The sequence below is a fragment of the Kribbella solani genome, assembly GCF_014205295.1.
Classification (GTDB): Bacteria; Actinomycetota; Actinomycetes; order Propionibacteriales; family Kribbellaceae; genus Kribbella; species Kribbella solani.
In genome coordinates this window covers 1209408-1233241 of sequence record NZ_JACHNF010000001.1, presented here as the reverse complement: position 1 = coordinate 1233241, position 23834 = coordinate 1209408, and the positions used below count along the sequence as shown (strand labels likewise).

21 protein-coding genes are annotated in these 23834 nt (G+C 66.7%); 10 read left to right on the top strand and 11 right to left on the bottom strand.

Annotation, left to right across the window (positions count from 1 at the left end; genetic code table 11):
* The first annotated feature begins 33 nt into the window (after positions 1-33).
* The 5 genes from HDA44_RS05385 to HDA44_RS05365 all read left to right on the top strand — a co-directional run bounded on the left by HDA44_RS05385 (position 34) and on the right by HDA44_RS05365 (position 7004).
* Positions 34-1380, top strand: coding sequence for an extracellular solute-binding protein (locus tag HDA44_RS05385; protein WP_184831848.1), 1347 nt, complete (start codon positions 34-36; stop codon positions 1378-1380).
* Positions 1377-2318: a carbohydrate ABC transporter permease gene (locus HDA44_RS05380; RefSeq protein WP_184831847.1), complete on the top strand. Its 942-nt coding sequence runs from the start codon at positions 1377-1379 to the stop codon at positions 2316-2318. The genes HDA44_RS05385 and HDA44_RS05380 overlap by 4 nt, the downstream gene beginning before the upstream one ends.
* 1 nt (position 2319) lies before the next feature.
* Complete coding sequence (locus HDA44_RS05375; RefSeq protein ID WP_184831846.1) at positions 2320-3165, top strand: carbohydrate ABC transporter permease; 846 nt, start codon at positions 2320-2322, stop codon at positions 3163-3165.
* Positions 3166-3279: 114 nt separating this feature from the next.
* On the top strand, positions 3280-5691 hold the full coding sequence (locus tag HDA44_RS05370) for a penicillin-binding protein (protein WP_184831845.1): 2412 nt from the start codon (positions 3280-3282) through the stop codon (positions 5689-5691).
* Between the two features lie 47 nt (positions 5692-5738).
* Positions 5739-7004, top strand: coding sequence for an aspartate aminotransferase type Ic (locus HDA44_RS05365; RefSeq protein ID WP_184831844.1), 1266 nt, complete (start codon positions 5739-5741; stop codon positions 7002-7004).
* On the opposite strand, the gene HDA44_RS05360 is transcribed toward HDA44_RS05365, so the two are convergent.
* On the bottom strand, positions 7001-7504 hold the full coding sequence (locus HDA44_RS05360; RefSeq protein ID WP_184831843.1) for a PaaI family thioesterase: 504 nt from the start codon (positions 7502-7504) through the stop codon (positions 7001-7003). The two genes, HDA44_RS05365 and HDA44_RS05360, sit on opposite strands and share 4 nt — an antisense overlap.
* Positions 7505-7619: 115 nt before the next feature.
* On the opposite strand from HDA44_RS05360, the gene HDA44_RS36985 reads away from it, so the two are divergent.
* Both HDA44_RS36985 and HDA44_RS38825 read left to right on the top strand, forming a co-directional pair.
* Complete coding sequence (locus HDA44_RS36985; RefSeq protein WP_184831842.1) at positions 7620-7949, top strand: hypothetical protein; 330 nt, start codon at positions 7620-7622, stop codon at positions 7947-7949.
* Positions 7912-8250 carry an excalibur calcium-binding domain-containing protein gene (locus tag HDA44_RS38825; protein WP_184831841.1) on the top strand — a complete coding sequence of 113 codons (339 nt, stop codon included), beginning with the start codon at positions 7912-7914 and terminating at the stop codon, positions 8248-8250. The genes HDA44_RS36985 and HDA44_RS38825 overlap by 38 nt, the downstream gene beginning before the upstream one ends.
* On the opposite strand, the gene HDA44_RS05345 is transcribed toward HDA44_RS38825, so the two are convergent.
* Both HDA44_RS05345 and HDA44_RS05340 read right to left on the bottom strand, forming a co-directional pair.
* On the bottom strand, positions 8187-9071 hold the full coding sequence (locus HDA44_RS05345; RefSeq protein ID WP_184831840.1) for a DUF998 domain-containing protein: 885 nt from the start codon (positions 9069-9071) through the stop codon (positions 8187-8189). The genes HDA44_RS38825 and HDA44_RS05345 overlap by 64 nt on opposite strands.
* A gap of 178 nt (positions 9072-9249) precedes the next feature.
* On the bottom strand, positions 9250-10611 hold the full coding sequence (locus HDA44_RS05340; protein WP_184831838.1) for an NAD-dependent succinate-semialdehyde dehydrogenase: 1362 nt from the start codon (positions 10609-10611) through the stop codon (positions 9250-9252).
* Positions 10612-10787: 176 nt separating this feature from the next.
* Between HDA44_RS05340 and HDA44_RS05335 the strand changes: the two genes are divergently transcribed.
* Positions 10788-12854 carry a M6 family metalloprotease domain-containing protein gene (locus tag HDA44_RS05335; RefSeq protein WP_337905646.1) on the top strand — a complete coding sequence of 689 codons (2067 nt, stop codon included), beginning with the start codon at positions 10788-10790 and terminating at the stop codon, positions 12852-12854.
* Here the strand turns inward: HDA44_RS05335 and HDA44_RS05330 are convergent.
* The 6 genes from HDA44_RS05330 to HDA44_RS05305 form a co-directional block, all read right to left on the bottom strand.
* Positions 12844-13704 (bottom strand): ATP-binding cassette domain-containing protein, encoded by an 861-nt coding sequence (locus HDA44_RS05330; protein WP_184831834.1) that lies wholly within the window; start codon positions 13702-13704, stop codon positions 12844-12846. The genes HDA44_RS05335 and HDA44_RS05330 overlap by 11 nt on opposite strands.
* Positions 13701-14510 (bottom strand): ATP-binding cassette domain-containing protein, encoded by an 810-nt coding sequence (locus HDA44_RS05325; protein ID WP_184831832.1) that lies wholly within the window; start codon positions 14508-14510, stop codon positions 13701-13703. Before HDA44_RS05325 ends, HDA44_RS05330 begins: the two co-directional genes overlap by 4 nt.
* Positions 14503-15378: an ABC transporter permease gene (locus HDA44_RS05320; protein WP_184831830.1), complete on the bottom strand. Its 876-nt coding sequence runs from the start codon at positions 15376-15378 to the stop codon at positions 14503-14505. The genes HDA44_RS05325 and HDA44_RS05320 overlap by 8 nt, the downstream gene beginning before the upstream one ends.
* Before the next feature lie 6 nt (positions 15379-15384).
* On the bottom strand, positions 15385-16479 hold the full coding sequence (locus HDA44_RS05315; RefSeq protein ID WP_184831828.1) for an ABC transporter permease subunit: 1095 nt from the start codon (positions 16477-16479) through the stop codon (positions 15385-15387).
* Positions 16476-18323, bottom strand: a complete 1848-nt coding sequence (locus tag HDA44_RS05310) for an ABC transporter substrate-binding protein (protein ID WP_184831826.1) — start codon at positions 18321-18323, stop codon at positions 16476-16478. The genes HDA44_RS05315 and HDA44_RS05310 overlap by 4 nt, the downstream gene beginning before the upstream one ends.
* A gap of 269 nt (positions 18324-18592) precedes the next feature.
* Positions 18593-21652: a hypothetical protein gene (locus tag HDA44_RS05305; RefSeq protein WP_184831824.1), complete on the bottom strand. Its 3060-nt coding sequence runs from the start codon at positions 21650-21652 to the stop codon at positions 18593-18595.
* A gap of 39 nt (positions 21653-21691) precedes the next feature.
* Here HDA44_RS05305 and HDA44_RS05300 point away from each other — a divergent pair, with 39 nt between their 5' ends.
* Positions 21692-22444: a GDSL-type esterase/lipase family protein gene (locus tag HDA44_RS05300; protein WP_184831822.1), complete on the top strand. Its 753-nt coding sequence runs from the start codon at positions 21692-21694 to the stop codon at positions 22442-22444.
* A 66-nt stretch (positions 22445-22510) separates the two neighbouring features.
* On the opposite strand, the gene HDA44_RS05295 is transcribed toward HDA44_RS05300, so the two are convergent.
* Both HDA44_RS05295 and HDA44_RS05290 read right to left on the bottom strand, forming a co-directional pair.
* The gene (locus HDA44_RS05295) at positions 22511-22684 is read right to left on the bottom strand and encodes a hypothetical protein (RefSeq protein ID WP_184831820.1); all 174 of its coding nucleotides are present in this window, start codon (positions 22682-22684) and stop codon (positions 22511-22513) included.
* A 72-nt stretch (positions 22685-22756) separates the two neighbouring features.
* On the bottom strand, positions 22757-23221 hold the full coding sequence (locus tag HDA44_RS05290) for a MarR family winged helix-turn-helix transcriptional regulator (RefSeq protein ID WP_184831818.1): 465 nt from the start codon (positions 23219-23221) through the stop codon (positions 22757-22759).
* Between the two features lie 320 nt (positions 23222-23541).
* Here HDA44_RS05290 and HDA44_RS05285 point away from each other — a divergent pair, with 320 nt between their 5' ends.
* Positions 23542-23814 (top strand): tetratricopeptide repeat protein, encoded by a 273-nt coding sequence (locus HDA44_RS05285; RefSeq protein ID WP_184831816.1) that lies wholly within the window; start codon positions 23542-23544, stop codon positions 23812-23814.
* Positions 23815-23834 lie beyond the last annotated feature (20 nt).

The following is a 23834-nucleotide window of genomic DNA, read 5'->3' as shown; positions in this document are numbered from 1 at the left end:
AGGTGCTTCCGCGAGGAGATCACAGTGGACCCCATGAATACATCCCGTCGTACTTTCCTGGGCCTGGTCGGCGGCGGCGCGCTGGCCGCCGGTCTCGCGGCCTGCGGCAGCTCCGGCCCGAAGAGCACGCCCGGTTCGACCACCGGCGCCGCGGCCGGCAGCGGTGCCAGCTACTGGTTCCTCACCGGCCAGCCCCAGCAGGGCATCCGGGAGGCGCAGGTCAAACGGTTCAACGACGCGAACTCGGGCTCGCAGCTGAAGACCACCGAGTTCCAGAACGACGCGTTCAAGCAGAAGATCAAGACCGCCATCGGCGCCGGCCAGGGCCCGACGCTGATCTGGGGCTGGGGCGGCGGCGGCCTGAAGAGCTACGTGGAAGCCAACCAGGTAGAGGATCTGACCGACTTCTTCAGCCAGAACGCGAAGCTGAAGGACTCGATCTTCCCGTCCGCGTTCGGCGCCGCGACGGTGAACGGCAAGGCGTACGCGATGCCGGTCGAGACGGTGACGCCGATCGTGCTCTTCTACGACAAGCGCGCCTTCGAGAAGGCCGGCGCCGAACCGCCCAAGTCCTGGGGCGACATCATGGACCTGGTGCCCAAGTTCAACGCCAAGGGCATCGCGCCGTTCTCGCTCGGCGGGCAGTCGCGCTGGACCAACATGATGTGGCTGGAGTTCCTGTTCGACCGGATCGGCGGCAAGGAAGTCTTCCAGAACATCTACGACGGCAAGGCGAACAGCTGGTCGGACCCGTCCGCGCTGAAGGCACTGGACGAGATGCAGAAGCTGATCAAGGCGAACGGTTTCATCAAGGGCTTCTCGTCGATCACCGCCGACTCGAACGCGGACCAGGCACTGCTCTTCACCGGCAAGGCGGCGATGATGCTGCACGGCGCCTGGACGTACGGCAACATGAAGTCGTCCGGTGGCGACTTCGTCACCGGCGGGCACCTCGGGTACATGAACTTCCCGCCGGTCGACGGCGGCAAGGGCGACCCGACCGACACCGTCGGCAACCCGGGGCAATACCTGTCGATCTCGTCCAAGGCAAGCGCGGCCGACAAGGAGACCGCGAAGAAGTTCCTTGCCAACAACACCCTTGACGACGCGTCGGTCGAGGCGTGGGTGAAGTCCGGCAACATCGCGGTCGCGAAGAGCTCGAAGGACAAGCTGTCCGCGATCACCGACAAGAACGATTCGGAGTGGCTGAACTTCGTCTACGACACGTCGGCGAACGCGAAGAACTTCGCCCAGTCCTGGGACCAGGCCCTCAGCCCGACCCAGGCCGAAACTCTGCTGGACAACATCGCCAAGCTCTTCCAGCTCTCCATCTCACCCCAGCAGTTCGCGAGCAACATGAACGCAGTGATCGGCCAATGACGGCAACCGCTCCGCCTGTCGCGCCCCCGGCGGGCCGTACGGCGTCGGCGCGCGCGGGGTCGTCCGCTGCGGGGCGGAGCGGGCCGGTCGCGTGGATGGTGTTGCCGGCGCTGTTGCTGTTCGTCGTGTTCGGGGTCGTGCCGCTCGTCGGTGTACTCGTGCTGAGCTTCACGCAGTGGGACGGCCTCGGCGCGATTCACGCGGCCGGGTTCTCGAACTGGAAGTCCGTGCTCACCGATCCACAGTTGCCGCACAGCATCCTGGTCACCTTCGAGGTCATGATCCTGTCCTGGGCCGTCCAGACCCCGGTGAGTCTGCTACTCGGTACGTTCCTGGCCGGGCGGCAGCGGTACCGGGCGTTCCTCGCGGTGCTGTACTTCATCCCGTTGCTGCTCAGCTCGGCCGCGATCGCGATCACGTACAAGGCGCTGCTCGACCCGAACTTCGGGCTCGGCGCCGGACTGCACCTCGGGTTCCTCACCCAGGACTGGCTCGGTCAGAGCAACCTCGCGATCGGCGTGGTGATCTTCATCGTGTCCTGGCAGTTCGTCCCGTTCCACTCGCTGATCTACCAAGGTGGCGTCCGGCAGATCCCGGCCACGATGTACGAGGCCGCCTCGATCGACGGCGCCGGCCGGGTCCGGCAGTTCTTCAGCATCACCGTGCCGCAACTCAAGTACACGATCATCACGTCGTCGACGCTGATGGTGGTCGGGTCGCTGACATTCTTCGACCTGATCTTCGTCCTCACCGCGGGCGGTCCTGGTGACGCCACCCGCGTACTCGCCCTGGACATGTACAAACGTGGCTTCATGTCGAACCAGATGGGTCCGGCCAGCGTGATCGCCGCGCTGATCGTGCTGCTCGGTCTGGCGCTGGCCCTGCTGCTGCGGCGGCTCGGCGGAAGTACGACGGCAAGCCAGCAGGAAGGTGCCTGAGATGGATCGTGCCGTCCGGGTCCGCAAGCTGCTGCGGCTCAACTGGTTCGGTGGACTGGGCGGCTGGGTGTGGCTGTTGATCGTACTGATCCCGCTGTACTGGATCGTCGTCACCAGCTTCAAGGACCAGAGCGCCTACTTCACCCAGAACCCGTTCGCGCTGCCGTCGGCACCGACGATGACGAACTACCAGCTGGTGATCCAGTCCGACTTCCCGCGCTACTTCCTGAACAGCGTGATCGTCACCATCGGCACCATCGTTCCGGCGGTCGCGATCTCGTTCATGGCCGCGTACGCCATCATCCGCGGCGCGGGCAGCAAGTTCCTGGCCGGGGTCAACGGGTTGTTCCTGATGGGTCTGGCGATTCCGCTCCAGGCCACGATCATCCCGGTGTACCTGCTGATCATCCGGATGCGCCTGTACGACAGTCTGCTCGCGCTGATCCTGCCGTCGATCGCGTTCTCGATCCCGCTGTCCGTACTGGTGCTGTCCAACTTCATCCGCGACGTACCGAAGGAACTGTTCGAGTCGATGCGCGTCGACGGCGCGACCGAGTGGGGCATGCTCCGCGGCCTGGCGTTCCCGCTGACGCGACCGGCCCTGGTCACGGTCAGCATCTACAACGGCCTCGCGGTCTGGAACGGCTTCCTGCTCCCGCTGATCCTCACCCAGAGCCCAGGCAAACGCACCCTCCCGCTCGCGCTGTGGACCTTCCAGGGTCAGTACAGCGTCAACGTACCGGCGGTGCTCGCCTCGGTCGTCCTCACCACCCTGCCGATCGTCATCCTGTACGCCGTCAGCCGCCGCCAGCTGCTCAGCGGCCTGACCGCCGGTTTCAGCCGCTGATCGGCGCCCAACGGTGAAGATTTGGTCACGGACGGTGAATTCGATAGGCAACTGTGTAAATTCCGTAACGAGGAGACTCCCGGAAGTGCCTGACCTGACGTAATCTGCCCAACCATGCACAGAGGCGAGCGGCGAGCCAAGCGGCCGAATGTCGTGGGGTCGGTGTTCGTGTTTCTCCTGGTCAGCGCGCTCGCGGGCGCGCTGGCCGCCGGACTGGCGCTTCCGTTCGCCGGTCTGGCCGGGATGACGACGGCGGCCGCGCACAACAGCGTCCAGTACCTGCCGCAGGATCTGCAGACCGCGCCACTGGCGCAGCGGACCACGATCCTGGCCGCCGACAACAGCACGATCGCGACGCTGTACCAGCAGAACCGGACGCCGGTGACGCTGAAGCAGATCAGCCCGATCATGCTGAAGGCGATCGTCGCGATCGAGGACGACCGGTTCTACCAGCACGGCGCGCTGGACGCGAAGGGCACGCTGCGGGCGCTGCTCCGCAACAAGTCCTCCGGCGGCGTACAGCAGGGTGGATCGAGCATCACCCAGCAGTACGTGAAGCTGAGCCTGGTGAACAAGGCCCGGACGCCCGAAGAGGTGAAGCAGGCCACGAACGACACGTACGAACGCAAGATCGCCGAACTGCGGTACGCGATCGCGGTCGAGAAGGAACTCAGCAAGAACGAGATCCTGACCCGGTACCTGAACCTGGCCTTCTTCGGCGACCGCTCGTACGGGATCGACGCCGCCGCGATGCACTACTTCGGCGTACACGCCGCGAAGCTGAACCTGCCGCAGGCCGCGATGCTGGCCGGTCTGGTGAAGAACCCGAAGGGCTACGACCCGATCGACAGCCCGAAGCGGGCCAAGGACCGCCGTGACGTGGTGCTGCGCCGGATGCACGAGCTGAACATCATCACCGCCAAGCAGGCCCAGGACGCGATCAAGACGCCGGTGCTCAACCCGGCAAAGGTCCAGGTCGTGCCGAGCGGCTGCGCGAACTCGAGGTACCCGTTCTACTGCGAGTACGTGGTCGCCAAGCTGAAGGCGAACCCGGCCTTCGGCAAGACCACCGACGAGCGCGAGAACTACATCGAGACCGCCGGGCTGGTCGTTCGTACCTCCCTCGACCCGAAGATGCAGGCCGCCGCCGAGACCTCGATCAAGCAGCATTCGAAGGCCGGCGACCAGGCCGTCGCCGCGGTCAGCATGGTCGAGCCCGGCACCGGACTGGTCCGGGCGATGGCGCAGAGCCGGCCGTACGGCGCGAAGAAGGGACAGACGGCGTACAACTACAACGTCGAGAAGTCCTACCCCGGCGGCTTCGGCGGTTTCCAGAACGGGTCGACGATGAAGGCGTTCACCATCGCCGCCGCGATCGAGAAGACCATCCCGACCACGTACCGGATCAACTCGCCGCAGACGCTCGACCTGAGCGGCAAGGCGTTCAGCACCTGCAACGGAACCGTCTCGGACCCGAACTACACGCCGAAGAACTCGACCAAGACGATCGCCGACCCGTCCATGGTCGACGCCGCGAAGGCCTCCACCAACACCTACTTCCTGCAGTTGTCCCAGCAGATCGGCCTGTGCCCGATCGCCACGGTCGCCGCGGATCTCGGCATGTACGACGCGCAGACGATGAAGCCGCTCAAGCAGGTGCCGTCCTTCACCCTCGGTTCGGTCGGTCTGATCACGCCGGTGATGCTGTCGAACGCGTACGCGACCTTCGCCGCCCGCGGGATGTACTGCACCCCGGTCGTCGTCACCTCGATCACCTCGCTGAAGACCAACAAGAACATCTCGACGCCGGGTCCGAACTGCCACCGGGTGCTCTCGCCCGGTGTCGCGGACGGCGTCAACTACGTCCTGAACCAGGTGATGCAGAACGGCGGCACCGGCGCCAAGGTGCGGTTCGGCAGCAGTGACCTGGCCGGCAAGACCGGAACGATCAACGAGAACCACGCCGTCTGGTTCGCCGGGTACTCGTCGAAGCTCGCCGGCGCGGCCGTCGTCGGCGACGCCGATCCGCCCGCGAAGGACATCATCGGTCAGGTCTTCAACGGCAAGAAGCTGAAGGACGCGTCCGGCTCCGGCACCGCCGGTCCGGTCTGGGAGACCGCGATGCAGCTGGCGCTGCAGGGCCTGCCGTCGAGCAAGTTCGTGAAGGCCGACGACAAGGTCATCCGCGGCAACGTGAAGGACCTGCCGTACCTGAAGGGCATGACGCCGGCCGACGCCGCGGCGAAGCTCCTCCAGCTCGGCTTCAAGCCGGTCATGTCGCACGGCGACCGGGTCGACTCCGACGCGCCCAACGGCACGGTGGCCTGGACCACGCCGCGGCAGGAGGACGGCGCACCGGAAGGCGCGATCGTCACCCTGATGATCTCGAACGGCAGCAAGGCCAAGACGCCGCCGCCGGTGACGCCTCCGGTCACCCCACCGGTCACGCCGCCGACGATCAAGCCACCGACGCTGCCCTGTCCGCCGTGGGATCCGAGGTACCCGAAATGCAAGCGGGGCAGGTGAGTCACTAGGCTGGTCTTGAAGACCGGTACATGTGAAAGGACTCCCCCGTGAGTGTCGAAGAGCTGACTGCCCAGGCCGAGCGTGCGCGCCAGGACTACGAGGCGCTGGTGGCGAAGGGCCTGAAGCTCGATCTGACCCGGGGGAAGCCGTCGCCGAAACAGCTCGACGCTGCCAACGGTGTACTCGAACTGGCCGGTGACCCGGTCGCCGCGGATGGCACCGACCTGCGCAACTACGGCGGGCTGCAGGGCCTGCGGGAGGTCCGCGAGATCTTCGCCGCGGACCTGCAGGTGCCGGTCGATCAGCTCCTGGCGGCGGGCAACTCCAGCCTCGAGTTGATGCACGACGCGATCGTGTTCGCGCTGCTCGGGAAGGTGCCGGGCGCGGAGCAGCGCTGGGCCGACGTCGAAGGGCTCGCGTTCCTCTGCCCGGTGCCCGGCTACGACCGGCACTTCGGCATCTGCGAGCGCTACGGCATCAAGATGATCCCGGTCCCGATGACGCCCGAAGGCCCGGACATGGACGTGGTCGAGCGGCTGGTCGCCGAGGACGCCAAGATCAAGGGCATCTGGTGCGTGCCGAAGTACAGCAACCCCGACGGCACGGTGTACTCGGACGAGACCGTCCGGCGGCTGACCGCGATGAACACCGCCGCGCCGGACTTCCGGATCTTCTGGGACAACGCGTACGCCGTACACCACCTGACCGACTCGCCGGTCGCGCTCGCGGACGTACTCGCGCTGTGCGCCGGGAACGGGCACCCGGACCGCGCGTTCGTGTTCGGCTCCAGCTCGAAGATCACCTTCGCCGGATCGGGCGTCGCGTTCTTCGGCTCGTCGCCCGCGAACATCGAGTGGTGGCTGAGCCACACCGTCAAGCGCAGCATCGGCCCGGACAAGATCAACCAGCTGCGGCACGTGCAGTTCCTCCGCGACGCGGAGGGGCTGCGTACGCACATGCGCACGCTGGCGGGACTGATCCGGCCGAAGTTCGACGTCGTCGACAAGGTACTCACCACCGAGCTGGGTGGCACCGGGCTGGCTTCGTGGACCGCGCCGGCCGGTGGGTACTTCATCAGCCTGCAGGTGCCGGCGGGCTGCGCCCGCGAGGTGGTCGCGAAGGCGAAGGCGGCCGGGATCGCGATCACGCCGGCCGGCGCGACGCACCCGTACGGCGACGACCCGACCGACCAGGTGATCCGGATCGCGCCGACGTACCCGGAGCTGCCCGAGGTCGAGGCGGCGATCACCGGCCTGGCCACCTGCGTCCGGCTGGTCGCCACCGAGAAGCTGCTGGCGGACGCGGCCCGCTAGGGGATCTCGAAGATCAGGCAGGTCGAGGTCGCGTGCGCGAGCAGCTTGCCGCGCTCGTCGTAAAGGTGTGACTCCGCCACGGCTGTCCGGCGGCCGCGGCTGATGATGCCGCCTTCGCAGCGGAGCACACCGGACGCGACCGTGACCGGCTTGATGAATCGCGTCATCAGGTCGAGCGACGTGTACCCGAAGCCGGCCGGCAGGGTCGAATGCACCGTGCAGCCGGAGGCCGTGTCGAGCAGCGTCGCGATCACCCCGCCGTGCACCGAGCCGAGCGGGTTGTAGTGGAACTCGGCCGCCGGCATGAAGACGGTGACCTTGCCCTCCTCGGCCTCGAACCCGGTCGCGCCCACCAGCCGCAGGATCGGCGGCGCCGGCAACCGGCCTTCCTGCATCGCCCGCAACGTCTCGAGCCCGGTCGAGCTGCCGATCAGCGCCGCCGTCTCGGCCGGATCCGTCCAGCTGAACGTCCGGCTCCGATCCACCTGAGTCTCCGTCATGACCTGAGCCTCACATCTCCTGGCTGAGTCTGTCAACGAGACTTAGACCCCTTTCGGCGGGTGGCTGGTCGTGCTACCGGCGACCTCGCTAGGCTGCCCGGCGGGGAGGGTTCGCGTGAGGCATTTCAACACACCACCGGAGTGGCCGGAGCCGCCGCGGCGCGGCTGGCGACCACCCCGCCGCTGGCAGCCGCCGGAGAACTGGCCGGCCGCACCAGCTGGGTGGGCGTTCTGGGTGGACAAGCACGGGCGGGCGGTCCGCGGACCGATCGGAAGGTACGGCGGGCCGGGCCGGGTGGCCGCGCTCGGGATCGTCGCGGTGCCGGTCGGGTTGCACGACGGCGACCGCGCCGGGATCACCGAGCGCTGGTACGACAGCGCCAACGGATGCACCGACCTCCACGAGCGTGCCGACTACGGGGACGACAGGTGCGCCGACGCGTAAGCCGACTGGTGTCCCGACCAGCGCACCGACTGATGCACCAACTGATGTGCCGACGCAGGGTCCCACCTGGGGCCGGACGTGGAGCCCGACAGCGGGACCGACCACAGCGCCGACCTGGGGTCCGACCGATGGGCCAGGGCGGGTGACCCCGAGCACCCCGCCAACAACCGTGTACTACCGGAACTGCGACGAGGTCCGGGCCGCCGGCAAGGCGCCGCTGTATCGCGGCGACCCCGGCTACTCACGGGAGCTCGACCGCAACGGCGACGGCGTGGCTTGTGGTGACCGCGGCAACTCCTGACGGAGGCCTTCGTTCCACAGCTCCTGCGTCTGGCTGATCCAGAAGGCCGCGAACAGCACGATCAGCGTGCCTTCGATCCACAGCACGGCGTGCGCCCAGCCGAAGAGCGCGCGCCAGCCGACCATCAGCAGCGGCAGTACCACCATCGCCAGCGCGATCACCGAGTACCGGTTCGCGAGTGATCGCGGTACGGCGTGCTGCTTGCGCCGGAACTGTTCGGCGTTCGCCAGCACCACCACGATGATGCACAGGAACATCACGATTGCCGCCGCGTAGTGCGCGTTCCCGATGAACCCGGAGCGGTCGGCGAGGAACCAGGCCAGTCCGCCGCCGAAGATCAGTACCGCGACGCCGAGCCCGACGACGTACATCGGTGTCCATCCGGCCGGTTCGCGCATCCGGTCGCGGATGATGAAGTACGCGGTCAGCAGCAGGCACGGTACGCCGACGACGAACAACGCGAGCATGTTGTTCGAGACGTTGGCCGCCGCGTCACCGAGCTCGACCGGCACCGAGTGGCAGCTGCCCTGTCCGGGCGTCGGCACCAGCGCGACGCCCGGCGCGAGGATGCCGGCCACGTTCAGCAGGATGTCCTCGGTCTCGGTGTTGCCCTTGAGCACCACCATGCACACGCCGATGGTGATCAGGCAGCCGACGAAGATCGCGCGCACCGGCGTGTAGTAGTACGCGCTGATCGACGTCTGCAGGCACCGCGGATCGGTCTTCGACCATTCGATCACCAGCGCGGCGGCGAGCAGCAAGATCATCGCCACCATCGCCATCCGCAGGTACCGATAGGTCTTGACGGAGTAACCACTCATCCGCGGCCTCCCTCTCACGCGCGTACCGTCAGTATGCGCGCACTACCGCACCACCAGCGCGCGAAACGCGTCCTGGATCGTGGCGGCGATCGGCCGGTACGCGAGGAACCAGCCGTGTACTACCTGGAGCAGTCCCCACGCGATCAGCCCGAACTCGTACCCGGATCTGGTAGCTCGCTCAGCCGAGCCGGATGGATTTGCGGTTCATGAACTCCTCGATCCCGGCCGGTCCGAGCTCACGGCCCAGACCGGAACGCTTGATTCCGCCGAACGGGAGATCGGCCTGCGAACCACCGGCCCGGTTCAGGTACACCATGCCGGCGTCGATCCGGTCGGCGACGCGGCGGTTGCGTTCCTCGTTCGTACCCCACACCGATGCGCCGAGACCGAACGGGGTGTCGTTGGCCAGCCGGATCGCGTCGTCCTCGTCGTCGGCCCGGAACACGATCGCGACCGGGCCGAAGATCTCCTCCGCGTACGCGTCCATGTCCGGCGTGACGTCGGTCAGCACGGTCGCCTCCAGGTACGCGCCCGGGGTGATCCGGTTGCCTCCGGCGCGCAGCGTCGCGCCCTGCTCGACCGCCTTCGCGACCTGGGCGGCAACCTCGTCCGCGGCCGCCATCGAGGCGAGCGGCGGGAGCTTCGTCGCCGGGTCAGCCGGATCGCCCGGTACGAAGTACTCGGTGACGCGCCTGGCGAGGCGGTCGGCGTACTCGTCGTACAGGCCGGCGAGGACGATGATCCGCTTGGGGGCGTTGCAGGACTGACCACAGTTCCGCATCCGGGCCGTCGCGGTCGCGTTCACCGTCTCGTCCAGGTCGGCGGTGTCGAGAATGATCAGCGGGTCGGAGCCGCCGAGCTCGAGTACGGTCCGCTTCAGGTTCTTCCCGGCCTCGGCGGCGACCGCGATCCCGGCCCGTTCGCTTCCGGTCAGCGACACACCGGCGATCCGCGGGTCCGCGAGGATCGCCGGAATCTGCCGGCTGGACGCGAACGTGTTCACGTACACATCACGCGGTACGCCGGCCGCAGACAGGATCTCCTCGATCGCGGCCGCCGACCGCGGACAGATCGAGGCGTGTTTGAGCAGGATCGTGTTGCCCAGTACCAGGTTCGGCGCCACGAACCGCGCGACCTGATAGCACGGGAAGTTCCACGGCATGATCCCGAGCAGCGCGCCGATCGGTCCCTTGCTGATCACCGCCTGGCCGCCTTTGATCTCGATCGGTTCGTCCGCGACCAACGCCGGCCCGTGCTCCGCGTAGTACCGGAAGATGTCGGCGACGATCCCGACCTCACCGAGCCCTTCGCTGACCCGCTTCCCCATCTCCAGCGTCATGATCCGCGCCAGCTCATCCGCCCGCTCCGCGAACAACTCCCCCGCCCGCGCCACGATCGCCGCTCGCTCACGGACATCCCGCCGCCGCCAGGCCGCGTACCCACCATGAACCCGCCCGACCGCGTCCCGCACCTCCGCATCCGTCGAGTTCGCCACTTCCTCCACCAGCACACCCGTCACCGGATCAGTCACCGAGTACATGAACTCCTCCATCCCACTCGAGCACTACCATACTGTATACAGTCTCCCGGTAGATGTCGCGCGCCGTGATCTGTTGTGCGGTGGGGGTTGAGCAGGCATGCTCTGGACTGCTCGATGTCCCCGCCCGTTCGTCGATCGGATGCCTGCCCGTGTCTGAGCTACGGAAGATTCGTCGTGTGGTACGGCTGGTGGCCGTACTGGTCGCTGTTTCGGTGCCTTCGCTGGCGCTGGCGTCGCCGGGTGCGAGCGCGCCCCCGGACCCGGCCAATGCTTGGCAGTACCCACATTGGCCGCAGAAACAGCCCTGGCAGGAGTCGGGGCCGGACGCGCGGGTGGCGAAATCGCTGTCCACCGGCCTGCCCGGCCCGATCGACCCGCAGAACTGGGAGAACCCCGACCACATGACGTGGGACGACTACGTCAAACCGCCGGGGACGAACTGGGCCGACCCCGCCGTGAAGGGTTCCGAGCGGACCTTCAAGGGCGCGCTCGTGCTGCTCGACTACCCGAACCAGGACTTCGTCATCACCAAGCCCAAGGGTTCGACCGTGTTCGGGAACCCGAGCGCCGCCGCGAACGGCGTGCCGCGGGACCAGGTCGCGAAGTTCTACAAGGACTTCCTGAACACGCCGGAGTCACTCAACCACGGTCACACCCTGCACGAGTACTGGATGGAGGATTCCGGCGGCCGCTACGGCGTCGACCTCACCGCCTTCGGCCCGTACCGGATGCCGGGGAAGTCGCACGAGTACGGGATGGAGTTCCAGAGCGCCGCGGACTGCCCGGCCGGTGACACCTGCACGAAGGACATCCGTACCGACGGCCGCGCGGCCTGGGTCGCCGACCAGGGCCCACAGATCCCCGCCGGGTACGACTTCGTGTTCTTCCTCAGCGCCGGCCAGGACGAGTCATCCACCTGGCAAGAATTCGGGATGATGAAGTTCCCGACCAAGGAGGACGTCAGCGCCGCCTTCGGCCCGCCGAACTCCCAGGGCCGCAACTGGTCCGACACTCGCTACGTCGACTGGACCTCATGGGCAGCCGGCGCCTCCATCTGGCCGAACGCGGGTGGTGGTTCGTCCACCCAGGCGGAGAGCTCCGGGATGGGCGTGTTCGCGCACGAGTTCAGCCACATCCTGGGCATCGGCGACAACTACAACAACCCGTACGGCGTGCCGCCGAGACGCGCATACACCGGGATCTGGGAGATGCTCAGCCGCGGCAGCTTCAACGGTCCCGGCGGTCCGCACAGTCGCTGGATGATCCCGGCCACCGGCGGCGCGTCGATGGGCGCGCAACACATGCTGCGGAACAAGATCAAGCTCAAGATGGTCGACGAGCAGAACGTACTCCGGCTGTCCCGCGAAGCGCTCGCCTCGTCCGGTGTCGTGATCGCCAACGTGAAGGCGCGGAGCGTACAGCCCGGCGCGAGTGAGCTGTCCGGCATCAACGTCGAGCTCGGCGGCGCCGGCGATCTCGGCGCGCCGTGCGACGTGGCGAAGGACCCGATGTGCGACGGTCGCGGGTACCAGAACTACACGGTCGAAGTGGTGGACCGGATGGGTACGGACTCGTTCACGCCCGACTCCGGGGTGCTGCTCGCGAAGACCAAGAACCAGGATCGCGCGCCGTTCGAGTGGGTGGTCGACGCGAACCCGCAGGACATCAACATGACGGACTACGTGCTGCCCGACGGTACGAAGGTCCCGATCACGATCGGTGACTACCGGCAGTTGTCGGACGCGCTGTTTCACGCCGGCACGAACTCGGGCAGCGAGTACGAGTACACCGACGCCGCGAACCGGCTGCACTTCTACGTCACCAACGTGCACCGCGACCGCAAGGGCATCCTTTCGTACACGGTCGCGATCCGGTCGCTCGACGGCGCCGGCCCGCAGCAGCGCGGCGTACGCCTCCTGCCGACGGTCGCGAAGCCGGACGGAAGCGGCGTACAGACCTGCAACTTCCGCCTCACCAACACCGGCAAGCCCGGCACGGGCCCCGAGGAGGTCGCGCCGTACCTGAAGGGCGATGTCTACCGCCTCACCGCCAAGGTCAACGGCAACGACTGGCCGATCGCCCTCCCCAACGCCCTCGCCACCGCCAACGCCGGCCAGCAAATCACCGTCCCCGTCCACACCAAAGCCGGCCGCTCGCCCATCGCCAAAATCACCCTGACCGCCACCTCGGAAAGCAACCCCACCAAATCCGCCACCGCCACCTGCACCGCGATCAAGCGCTGAACCCCAGCTCGGTGGTCGAGATGCGGGTGGTCCAGCGTTGGTCGGGGTCTGGTTGGGGGATCGAGTCGAGGAGGAGTTTGGTGTACGGGTGGGATGGGTCGTGCATGACTTTGGAGACCGGGCCACGTTCGACCAACTGGCCCTTGGTGATGACCATGACCTCGCCGCCGAGGTAGTAGACCGTTGACAGGTCGTGGGTGATGAACAGGGTGGTCATGCCGTGTTCGCGCTGGAAGTCGAGGAGGATGTCCAGGAAGTGTTTGCGTACCTGGGCATCCAGCATCGAGACCGGTTCGTCGGCGATGATGAAGGACGGGCGGAGCATGTGTACGCGGGCCAGCATGATGCGCTGCCGTTGACCGCCCGACAGCTGATGTGGATACCGGCCGAGGACGCTTTCCGGTTCGAGTCGTACCGCGCGGAGTGACTCCTCGATCAGTTCCAGACCGGCGGCCCGCGTCGACGCCAGCCCAAACTTCTTCACTGCCTTCCACAGCACGCGATCCACCCGGTAGAACGGGTTGAAGATCGCGTACGGGTCCTGGAACACCGGCTGCACATCACGGCGGTACGCGTCGTACTCGGCGCGGTTCAGCTTGAAGATGTCCTTGCCGCCGTACAGCACGGTCCCGGCGGTCGGCTTCTGCAGACCCAGTACGTTGCGGGCGATCGTGCTTTTCCCGCTGCCGCTCTGGCCGACCAGACTGACGATCTGCGGCGGCGACGCGGCCAGCTTGAAACTCACGTCGTCGACCGCGGTCAAGTACCCGCCAGGTACGTCCCGCGCGTGGAACCGTTGCTGTACGCCACGAAGTTCAAGTTCTGCCAGGTTCTCTCGACTACGCCTCACGAGGCCCTCCGTCCGACCTGCGGGATCGATTCGATCAGCCGACGGGTGTACTCGTCCCGTGGGTCCTTGAACACCTGCCGTACGTCGCCCACCTCGACCAGCCGGCCCTCGTACATCACCGCGACCCGGTCCGCGAGCTGCGCGTGTACGCCCATGTCGTGCGAGATCACCATCAGCGTCACGCCGAAGTCGGTCCGCAGATCGGCCAGCGATTGCAGGATCACCCGCTGGATCGTCACGTCCAGCGCGGTCGTCGGTTCGTCCGCGATCACCAGATCGGGTTCGAGCGCGACCGCGATCGCCATCAGGACCCGCTGCTTCATCCCGCCGGACAGCTCATGCGGGTACATCCGGCCGACGCGCGGTTCCAGCCCGACCTGTCCGAGCAGGCGCGGGATCAGCTCGCCCAGCGAGTCCTTCCGCCCGGGCGCATGTTCGATGATCACGTCCTTGAACTGGTCCTCGACCCGCATCACCGGGTTGAGCGAGCTCATCGAACCCTGTGGGAGGTACGACAGCGCCGACCACCGCAGTACGCGCAGTTGCTCGCCATGCACCTTCAGCAGGTCCACCGGCGAGCGCCCGGACGGGTGGAACATCACCGACCCACCGGCCACTTTGCCGGGCGCCTTCAGCAACCGGAGCAGCGCGACCGCGAGGGTGCTCTTGCCGCTGCCGGACTCCCCCGCGATCCCGAGGATCTCGCCACGGCGAACGTCCAGGTCGATCCCACGGACCGCTTTCACATCGCCGCGGTTGGTGGAGTACACGACCTCCAGGCCTTTGACCTCCAGAACGTTACTCACCGGCCACTCCTCTCAGCCGCGGGTTGTAGACCTCTTCGAGCCCGATGTTCACCATGTTCAGCGCCGCGAACAGCAACGTCAGCAAGGCGATCGGGACCACGAACATCGGCCAGGCGCCGAGCGTCAGCGCGCCGGTGCTGATCGCGTTGAAGATGATCTGGCCGAGGTCGATCACGCCACCCGGCCCGAGCCCGATGATCTCCAGACCGACCAGCCCGAAGATCGCGCCCAGCGCCGACGACGCGAACCCGACGCCGATGAACGGGAGCAGGTTCGGCAGCAGCTCGGTGACGATGATCTCCAGGTCGCGCGCCTTGCTGACCCGGGCAAGATCCACGTACGGGCGGGTTCGCAGACTGAGTACCTGGGAGCGGATCGTCTTCGCCGCGAACGGCCAGGAGAAGATCGAAATCATCACGCCGACCTGGAACAGGCTCACGTTCTTCGCGTACGCGGAGAGTGCGATCAGCAGCGGGAAGGTCGGAATGACCAGCAGGATTCCGGTGAACGTGGACAGCACGTTGTCGATCCAGCCACCCTTGTACCCGGCAACGAACGCGACGATGACACCGGCTACGGTCGAGATGACGCCCGCGATCGCGCCGATCTGCAAAGACACCGCCAGCGCCTTCACCACCATCGCGAACACGTCCCGCCCGAACTGATCGGTCCCGAGCAGATGACCCGGCCCAGGCATCAGCCACTTGTCGTACGCGGCCAGCTCAACCGGGTCCTGCCCACCCCCGATCGCCTTGGTAATCAACGGACTGAACAATGCCAGCAATACCAGGATCCCGAGGATCACCAGTCCGGTCGCCAGCCGCCGGCTGTTCCGGATCGTCCGTAATACCGCGCTCACTATTCTCATCGGTCATCACTTCCAGTACTTGACCCGCGGGTCAAGCAGCGGGAGCACGAGGTCGAGGAGGAGGACGGCGGTAAGGACCGAGAAGATGGCCATGTCGGTGACACCGAGGATGGTGTTGAAGTCGAGTTGCTGAATCGCGGTGACCAGGGTGGTTCCTAGGCCTGGGTAGTTGAACAACTGCTCGACCAGGACGTTGCCGTTGAAGATGAAGCCGAGTGAGATACCGAACGCGGTGATTTGCGGCAGGTAGCAGTTCCGCAGCGCGTACCGGGTCAGGATTCGCCAACCCTTCAGGCCCTTCGCCTCGGCGTACACCAGGAAGTCCTCGCCGAGAATCGGGACCATCAGCATCCGGGTCGAAAGAATCCAGCTGAACGTCCCGATGATCACGATCGACAGGCCGGGCAGCAATCCGTACTTGAGTACGCTGCCGATGAAGTCGAGCGAAAATCCCGGACTGAGATTCGAGTCGTACGCGGATCTGGCGGGTAGTACGCCCATCGAGTACGCGAACACGTACACCAGGATCAGCGCGACGAAGAAGTACGGTACGTGTGACAGCGCGATCGACAAGTTGGTGGCGATCGCGGACCCGAGCTTGCCGCGCCGCCAGCCGGCGATCGCGCCGATGATGATCCCGAGCACCCACGCCAGCACGGCCGAGATCCCGAGCAGACCGATTGTCCACGGCAACGATCTGAGGATCACCGTTTGCGCCGGGGTCGGATAGTTGATCAGCGACGGGCCGAGATCGCCGTGCAGGACGAGCTTCTCCATGTAGCGCAGGTACTGGGTCAGGATGTTCCCGTCGAGCCCGAACTCGTGCCGGTACCGGGCGATCAGCTCGGCGCTCGCCTGCGCGTTGTACACGTAGTTCTGCTGCAGGGTCTGGATCAGCGTCTGGATCGGGTCGCCCGGCATCAGCCGGAAGAAGAAGAACGCGATCGTCAGCGCGCCCCACAACTCGACCACATACAGGCCGAGTCGCCGGATCGCGTACGCCGCCAGCGGATGTCGCGACAACCAGGCCCGCATCCCGGACGAGGGTGCGGCCTCCTGAGGCTTGTCGACAGTCGCCACCGGCGGGGCTTCCGCCGTCACGACGGCGCTTTCTGCCCGGTCGCGCTGATCTTGCCGAGCACGAGAGCGAAGTGCGGCCACCAGTTCAACGGCACCTCGTACAGGTTGTCGTCGGTCGGCCAGTCCTTCCAGAACGTGGTGTTGAAGAACTGCGGATAGCCGGTCTGAATCACCGGAAGCAGTGGAAGCTTCTGGAAGTAGATCTCCAGCGCCTGGGCGAGCAGCGGCTTCGCCTCTTCGGAGTTCGGGTCGATACTGGCCAGCTTCAGCGAAATCTCGTCGAACCGCGGGTCCCGGAACCGCATCCTGTTCTTGTTGGCGGCGTTCTTGCCGATCGGTTGCGCCTTGCTGCTCTCCCAGTCGGTGTAGAGCTGCTCGGGATCGATGGCGAATCCGGCCCAGCTCGAATCGATGTCGTACTCGCCGCGCTGGAACTTGTCGTCGTGCACGCTGCCGGAAAGGCTTCGCAGCGTCGCGGGCACGCCGACCTTGGCAAGATCCGTCTTCAGCACATTGGCGATCGCGTACTCGTCCTTGTCGACCAGCGCCGGCGTGATGATCTCGAGGTTGATCTCCTTGCCCTTGTACATCCGGGTGCCGGCCGCGTTCTTCGGCGCGATCTCGTCCAGCAACTGCGTTGCCTTGTCCAGGTTGTACTCGAACTTGTACTTGTTCGCGAGCTCGTCGTTCTTCCATTTGTCGTTGGTCGGGTAGTCGGCCCACGGATAGATCGCGGGCGGCACCTGCACCTGCCAGACCGACTTGCCGATCGTCTCCCGATTCAGGCAATAGTTGATCGCCCAGTGCATTTTCGGTTCCGCGATCACACCGCGGGAGGGATCGCAGTTCAGCCACATCACCCGTGGGTTCGGGTCGTGGAACTGCGTGGTGATCAGATTCGGGTAGCCGGTGTTGCGCAGCTGCGAGGCATGCTGCGCGTCGATCGAACCGACGTCGAACTCGGCCCGCTCGAACGCCAGTGACGCCTGGTCGAGCTGCTTCGACGTGCTCTGGAACACCACGTACTGCGGTTTGACGTCGAGTTTGTCCTTGTTCCAGTAGTTCGGGTCCTTCTCCCAGACGAACATCTTCTGGTTCCGGATCGCCTGCTTCAGCTTGTACGGGCCGGAGCGTACGGGCGGGTTGTCCTTGTACTTGGTCGGGTCCTGCGACTTCCAGATGTGCTCCGGCATGATGTTGTTCGGCGCGCCGGAGATCGCGGCGATGAAGTTGTAGTGGAACCGCGGCGTCGGCTTGAGGAACTTGACCACCGCGGTCTGCGGGTCCGGCACCTCGATGTCCTTGACGAACTCCTTCAGCTCGCCACCGCCGCCGAACAGGTCGGGCCGGTCCTTCAGCATCATCACGGTGAACTTGAAGTCCTTCGCGCCCAGCGGCTCACCGTCGTTCCAGTGCGCCTTCGGGTCGAACTTGAGCGTCAGCTCGGTGTGATCGTCGTTGTACTTGTACTCGGTCGCCAGCCACGGCGTCAGCTTGCCGGTGGCGAAACTGAGGAAGAACAACGGTTCGGTGGCGAGCTCGACGCCGGCGCCGGACGGCGAACCGTTCGGGATCATGCCGTTGAAGCTGTCGAACACGGTGTACTCGACCTGGCCGACGATCACCGTCTGCTCCCGTGGGACCGGGATGTTCGCCTTGCCGATCTGGATGGTCTTGGTCGCGGCGGGCTTGGTGCCGGCCGGCTTGTCCGAGTACGACCCGCCGCCACCGGAGCAGGCGGCCAGGAACGCGGTCAGCGCCGCGGCACCTCCGCCGATCATGCTGCGCCGGGTCAACTGGTAGCGGATGACCGCTGCGACGTCTTCGTACTGGGGACGCGGTTCGTCGTTGTGATCAGGGCTCATGACGAAAGTCACCTCTGTTTCCGTTGCACGGGGCTCAGCTGTTACACACCGAGAGGTGTCACGGACTATAAGTAGCGATGACAACGTTGGCAAGAGTTCATTGCCACGTTGGAACTTTGCGGCCATATCCGCAGATCAGTGGATATACCAACCTCTGACAACGTTGGCTCGCTCTGCGTGACAGCGCAGGCGGAAACGCTTCCAACGGCGATCACACGGCGTGCCGGTCAGCCGGCGGCAGGGCAGGCGGCAGGCGGCAGGCGGTCCCGTCAGTCGTAGACCGCGTCGAGCAGGAGCTCCACGCTGCGGTGCGGCTCGTTCAGTACCGCGCGGATCACGTGCCGGCGGTCCCAGCGCCCGGCCGACCACGCCAGCGCCTTCGCCAGCCCGTCGAACGTCGCCGCATGCGGCGCGCCGTCGGTGTCCACCCACCACGACACCTCGACGCCGTCAACCGTCAGCTCGTCATGCTCCCACCACATCGCCGGCACCTCCGGCACGAGCTCACGCACCAGCCCCGGCACCTCAGCCTCCGCCCCGGCTCCGTCTATCTTGCCTTCAGCAACTTCTTGCGCGAGCGGTACGTCGAACAGATCCCCAAGCCCGTCCGCCGCCGCGCCCGAACCGACCACGAACCCACCGAGGTCCGCACGCTGCACCCACATCGGCCCGTCCACCACGACCGCATCGTCCGTCCCGGTCACCCGAGTACGCCCGTCCAGGTCCAGCACCCGAACCTGCTCCGGCGAATCCCCCGGGAACAACGCGAGCGTCCCAAGCCGATTCCACAGGCGCAGCATCGACGCCTCGTCGACCTCCCGCTCCGGATCAGCAAGCCGATCGAGTACCAGCCCGATCCCGTCCGCATCAAGGTCACCGACCTCGCGGACCAGCCCGACCGCGATCCGTACCTCCGGGTCGAGCTCAGCCGTCCACTCCGGCGCGGGATCAAGGAAACTCGCGAGCACCGCTTCGGCGTCCGGATCGGCACGTCCGGCGAGTGGTTCGCCGTCCTCGAGCAGGACGTGTTCGCGAATCCACCAAGCCGCGTACGACGGCACGCCCAACGCGCGATCATCCGGCCCGACCACCCGTACCTGGGTAACCAGCGCGTGCCGCAGCTCCGGCGTTGAACCCAGTATTTGCAGGGCTTTCGGCCAGTTGCCGTCAGTGATCCAGTCCAGGTCACGGATCGCGGGCAGTTCGCCGACGGTCACCCCGTACCGGGAGCCGTCCGGCGCGACGTCGTACGCCCAATCGTCGATCGCGTCGAGGTCCTGGAGAGCCTCGGGCAGCTGGTCGAGCGTCACGTCGGATGCGGTGACGACACCGAGGGTCGACAGCACACCGACGGCCTCGAGCGCGGGCAGACCGTAGCGCTCGACGAGGTCACCGGCGACTGGCGCGACCTCGTCGGCGTCAAGCACGGTTTCCGCCTCGGAACCCGTTACCACCAACGCGTTCGCGGGCACGAGGTCACCATCCGCGTCACGGAGAACGAGGTCGGACAGCCACCACAGACCGCCGGCCTGCGCCGGGTCAGCGGCGACGAGACTGAGTACGGCGTGCGCGATCGCGTCTGGATCGTCAGCGTCCGCGGAGTGCTCGACCGCGGTACGAACCGCGCCGTCTTCAAGCAGCGATCGCGGCGAAGCGGAGATCGCGCCGAGTCGTTCGAGAGCCGGGTCGACGGCGTCGGGGTGGACGACGCGGACGCCGTACGTGCCGAAGGCGGCCAGGATGTCGACGGGGATTTCCGGGCCGGGCAGGAGAAGACCACGCGCGCCGCGTACCAGGCGACCGTCGGCGAGCGGGACCGGCAACGTGCCGAGGGACTCACGGAGCAGCGCGTCGGTGACCAGGTTCGTCAACGAGCCGTAAAGCGCTCGCCACCACGTCGGCGACTCCTCTCCCCCGAGCTGATCGACTATCTCGGCAAGCTCGATTCGCCTTGTTTTCAAGGCATCCAGCGCTTTGCGGTCTTCGCGGCGCTCGCGGATCAGTCCTTCGACGATCGGGGCGAGAATGGTGGAAAAGTTGTCGTCGGCACCTTCTACTACTACGGCAGCCTTCGGACGCAGGAGGTCGCCGGTTACCGCGTGAAGCAGCTCGGCTTCGGGCAGGCGATGGAGGATCTCCTCACGAAGCATCCGGTCAAGAGCGCCGGCGGCAAGACCGGTCGGTACCAGGTGCAGGACGTCTTCCCCGTCGGCGGCTCGCCGGTGGAGCAGTTCGGCGTACGCGGACGCTGCTTCTCGTACGAGCCGATCAGTTAAGGGGCCCTTGGCAACATGTCGACGAGTCGAGTCGAGTGGAAAAGTTGCCAAGAGCAACGCCGCAAGGGACAGCGGTTCGTCAGTGGGTGTCGGTGCATGAACGACGGCCGTGGCTGCCTGGTCGGCACCACGGGGCAGGGCCCAGACGACCGACCAGGTGGGGCGGGCACGTTCTTCGGTGGGGCGGTCGGCCAGGAGTTCTTCGCGTTCGGCGGCGTCGAGTACGCCGGCGCTGCGGTGAATCCACCAGCGGGACTCGACATCCTCAAGCGTCCGGTGGGTGTCGTCGGTTTCGATCTCGATGCGTTCCAGACCGGGCAGTGCGAGCAGCAGCGCGTCGTCGGCCTCGGACAGGAGGCGGCGTACCAGCGCGGCGGCCGCTTCGTCGCGGAGCGGGAGGATGACGGCGGTGTCGTATCCGGTCGGCGGTTCACCCTCCGCCTCGAACGGCAGCCGCAACACCGGCACCTGCCCGTCCCGCCGCCGCAACTCATCGTCGAGTCCACCCGAGCCGACGGCGGCAATCGCGGCCGCGGTATCCGCCTTCGAGAACCGCACTCCCCCGCCCCGCGACAGCACCACCGGCTCATCACTGACCGCCAGCACAGCCGAGAACCCAACCCCGAACCGCCCAACTGGCAGCAGGGAACCGCGCACGCCACCACCGTCAGCCGCCACCCCCACGCCGACATCCGCCTCATCACCACCCGGCTCCACGCCGGCTTCGGCTCCCACGGGATGGACGGCGTCGCGTTTGGCTGAGGCTCGCAAAGTCGCCAACGACTCGACGCCCGCCCGGTCCAGCGGGGCGCCGGTGTTCGCGACCACCAAGATGTTGTGCCGGAATTCATACCGGACCCGCCCCGGAACCCCGGCACGTGCCGCCGCGTCCGCCGCGTTCTGGGCGAGCTCGATCACCAGCCGATCGACGTAACCGCCGAGGGCGAGTTCCTCCTCCGCGTTCGCGTCCTCGCGGAAGCGGATCGGCGCCGCGGTCCAGCCGGCCAGTACCCGATCCCGAATTGCCGCCGTACCGAACACGTCGTCAGTCACCGGGGCAGTATGCCGTACCGCTTCGACTATCGTGGTCCGGTGATCGCATCCGGCAGTCGGTACGTGGCACTCGGGAGTTCGTTCGCGGCCGGGCCGGGTATCAGGTCAGGCGGCAACTACCCGCACCTCGTCGCGGCTGAGCTCGGCCTGGCGCTGACCGATGTCACGTGCTCGGGCGCCACCACCGCGCACGTACTGGACACTCCGCAGGACGACGCCCCACCGCAGCTCGATGCCGTCATGCCGGACACCAGTCTGGTCACGATCACGGTCGGCGGGAACGACCTGGAGTACGTCGGCACCTTCCTCCGCGGCAGCAAACCGGCCACTCTCCTCGGCCGCCGCGTCGCGAACCGGATTCGCGCGCGGGTCAGTTACCTCAAGGACGACGCCGCTTACCAGGCGGTCGCGGAGTCACTCACCATCATCGTCGAGCGGACTCAGGAGCGCGCGCCGGACGCGCGCATCCTCCTGGTCGACTACCTGACCCTCGTCGGTCCGGCCACCCGCCCGCGCCTCGACGTCCCGCTCAACGAGGAACAACTCCCGAGTATCGCGATGATGGCCGACGGCCTGGCTGATGCCTTCGCCAAGGCCGCAGCCGCCACCGGTGCCGACCTGATCGCCGCATCCGCGGCCAGCAAGGACCACGCGATCGGCACCCCGGAACCGTGGACCACCGGCTTCACCATGCTGCCGCCAAACCTCGGCAGCTTCGTCCCGTACCACCCCACCGCCGCCGGCATGAAGGCAGTCGCCGACCTGATCACGGAGCGGATACGCACGACGTGAGCGTGCTGACCCCGGCAGCGAACTCCGCTGACCCCGATCTCTTGCAGGACCCACGGGCGCGACGCATCACCGCATAAGCACCTCTCGTGCACGACCCGGCCAGATCCGCCGGATGCTTCTGGCCACGCGGACCTTCCGCCTCCGGCTCCGGCGGCCGGCCGGTTCGCTCAGGCCGTGGTTGTGCTCGCGGTTGTCGTTGGCGAAGTGGCTCAGCGACACCATCAGGTTCAGCGGTTCCATCGGTCCGCCCTCCGGGTCGATTTCTCCTTACACCCGGACGTCGGACCCGATCGGCGGATCTTGACACGCCCGCTAAGAATCCGTCTCGGTTACCAGAACCAGGCGCCGAAGCAGATCATCGAGGCGAGTGCGGTCGTCGGCGGGAAGCTGGTGGATGAGTTCCTCCTCGACCTGGAGGATCTCGCCGATGCCGCGTTTCCACAGCTCACTCCCGGCGCGGGTCAGCGTCGCGACCACCTTCCTCCGGTCGTCACGGTCATGCGTACGCTCCACGTACCCACGGCGTTCGAGCGCGTCCAGCCGGTTGGTCATCGCGGCCGCCGACATGCCGAGCTGCCGCGCCAGCGCACCCGGCGTCGCGGCGTACGGACGACCGCCCCGCCGCAGCATGTGCAGTGTCTTGAACTCCCACAGCTGCAGCCCGTACGTCGCGAGCACGGCCTCCCGGCGACGCTCCAGGTACCGATTGAGTACCTGCAGGCGGACCGTGATGCCCTCCACGTCGCGATCCAGCTCGGTCAGCTCACCGGACCACATGGACCACCGCCATCGACCTCCTCACCGCCACGCAAGCGGACAACCCCACCGAACGCGCGGCCCTCGCGCTGGCCAAGGCCGAAGTCGCCGTCGACTACGACTTCGGCCGCGACACCGACCACGCCTCGGCCGCACTCGCCGCCGTACCGAATGACTCGTGGGACCTGACGCTGCTGAAGATCCGGAAGGACTACGCGACCGCGCTGTCCCAGCCAGGCGAGTACGACCTGCGCGACCGCCTCCTGACCCTCATCGCCGATGCACCCGACGACAACCGGCGAGGCTGGGCGAACTTCTGGGCCGGTGCGATCGCCGACAACGTGTACGAACAGCCCACTGCAGCTGTCAAACACTACGAGGTCGCACTGGAACTCGCTGAGAAGCACGACGCCGACCTACTGACCGCACAAGCCCTCCGGCACCTCGGCTACCACGCCCGCGCAGCCGGTGACCTTGTACAGGCCCGAGAGCAGCTGATCCGCTCCACCGAACTCTTCCAGAAGGCCGGCCACCTACGCCCCACTCTCGCCAGCAAACCCTCCTCGCCGAACTACTCCACACCGAAGGCAACACCGCCGGTTCCCAAGCCCTAGCAACCGAAATCAACCGCTGG